Genomic DNA, 1,414 nt, shown 5'->3' on the forward strand with positions numbered 1-1,414 from the left:
CTGCGTGGGCCGCACGGAGAAGGCGACGACGCTGCCGAGCAGCGCCCACATGTCGGCGTCCAGCGAGCCGGTGTCGTAGTCGTTCTTGAACTCCACTGCCAGCGTGCCGCTGCGCAGGCCGCCCAGCAGTTCCTTCCACCCGTCGCTGCCGAACGTGGTGACGTCCTTTTCCTCCACTTCCGCCGACAGCTCGATCTTGTTGGTCCAGTCCGAGACGTCCTGGCCGTTGAGATCCAGGTAGGCGGCGGTGAGCACCATCTTGGGCATAGGGGGACTCCTTTATGCGATGCCGAGGGAGGCGACGAACAGGAACGAAGGGGTGGTGCCGGTGATCGACCACGACAGCCGCCACCAGGTGTCGGTGATGGGGGTGCCATCGGTGCGCAGCGCCTGGCCGCTGGCGGCGGTGGCGGCGTCGAACGTCAGCCGCGTCGTCGCCGAGCCGAAGGTGTCGGAGTCGTCGGACTCCACCGCGACGCTCAGGGACGGGGTGGTGCCGGCGGCCGACAGGACGTGCAGGCACGCATACAGCCGCTGCCCTTCGGCCAGCGCGCCCAGCTGCACGCCGGTGCCGGTGCCGGTGGCGGTGCGGGCGATGCCCGGCGGGTGGGCGATCACACCGCGCGGCATCGCCCACGTGCTGGAGGCCTTGGACGACCACGGCAGGATCTCCCCGACCGCGTCCCCCAGCTTGTACTCGCTGCGGAGCATCTGCGTCAGGTAGGCCACGTCTCCCACCGCGGCGCCGCCGACGGGCACCACCGTCCACGGGCTGATGCGGCCCAGGTCGGCCCAGGAGGACGGGTCCAGGCCGCCGTCCCCGGCCTCCCACAGGCCCTCGCCGGTCAGCGCCGAGGAGTGCAGGCCGCCGCGGACCTCCTTCCACCCGCCGGACCCGTAGGTGGTGGAGTCCTTTTCCTCCACCTCCCCGGCCAGCTCGATCTTGTTGCTGGTGCCGGTCAGGTCCAGGCCCGCCGCGAAGGTGCGCACGTTGGTCAGGACGGTCTTCATTTCTCACTCCCGAAGACGCGGATGATCAGCTCGCCGCCGACGTACTGGACGCCGGCGTGCTCGTACAGGCGGTTGCCCTGCATCCGCTCCACGCGGAAGTCATCGGCCAGGCCGCCCAGCGCGTACTCCCCGGGCTCCCCGCGCGCTGCCTCCAGCGCGCACTTCAGCGAGGACGGGCCGCCGCGGCGCAGCAGCAGGTCCAGCACCTCCTGGGCCGAGCGCTCATCCCCGCGGGCGATGAGGATGCGGGCGGTGAACTCCACCACGTCCAGGCCGCCGAAGGTCTTGTCGTAGTCCTGGGTGTACTCGGCGATGAAGAAGTGCGGGCTGGTGACCTGGTCGGGCAGCCACGCGGTGCAGGTCAGCGACCCCTTGCCCGTGGGCAGTGACACCGTCTTGGCGG

General features: G+C 70.6%; 3 protein-coding genes. All 3 read right to left on the reverse strand.

From position 1 onward, the window contains the following. Positions 1-267, reverse strand: a 267-nt coding sequence (locus ABD140_RS39780; protein WP_344248232.1) for a hypothetical protein, incomplete at its 3' end; no start/stop codon positions are given. A gap of 12 nt (positions 268-279) precedes the next feature. Continuing rightward, positions 280-1,011, reverse strand: coding sequence for a hypothetical protein (locus ABD140_RS39785; protein ID WP_344248234.1), 732 nt, complete (start codon positions 1,009-1,011; stop codon positions 280-282). Next, the coding region (locus ABD140_RS39790; protein ID WP_344248236.1) for a hypothetical protein at positions 1,008-1,414 on the reverse strand (407 nt) is incomplete at its 5' end. The genes ABD140_RS39790 and ABD140_RS39785, both read right to left, overlap by 4 nt.

It is taken from the genome of Actinocorallia libanotica (assembly GCF_039525175.1).
Lineage (GTDB): Bacteria > Actinomycetota > Actinomycetes > Streptosporangiales > Streptosporangiaceae > Actinocorallia > Actinocorallia libanotica.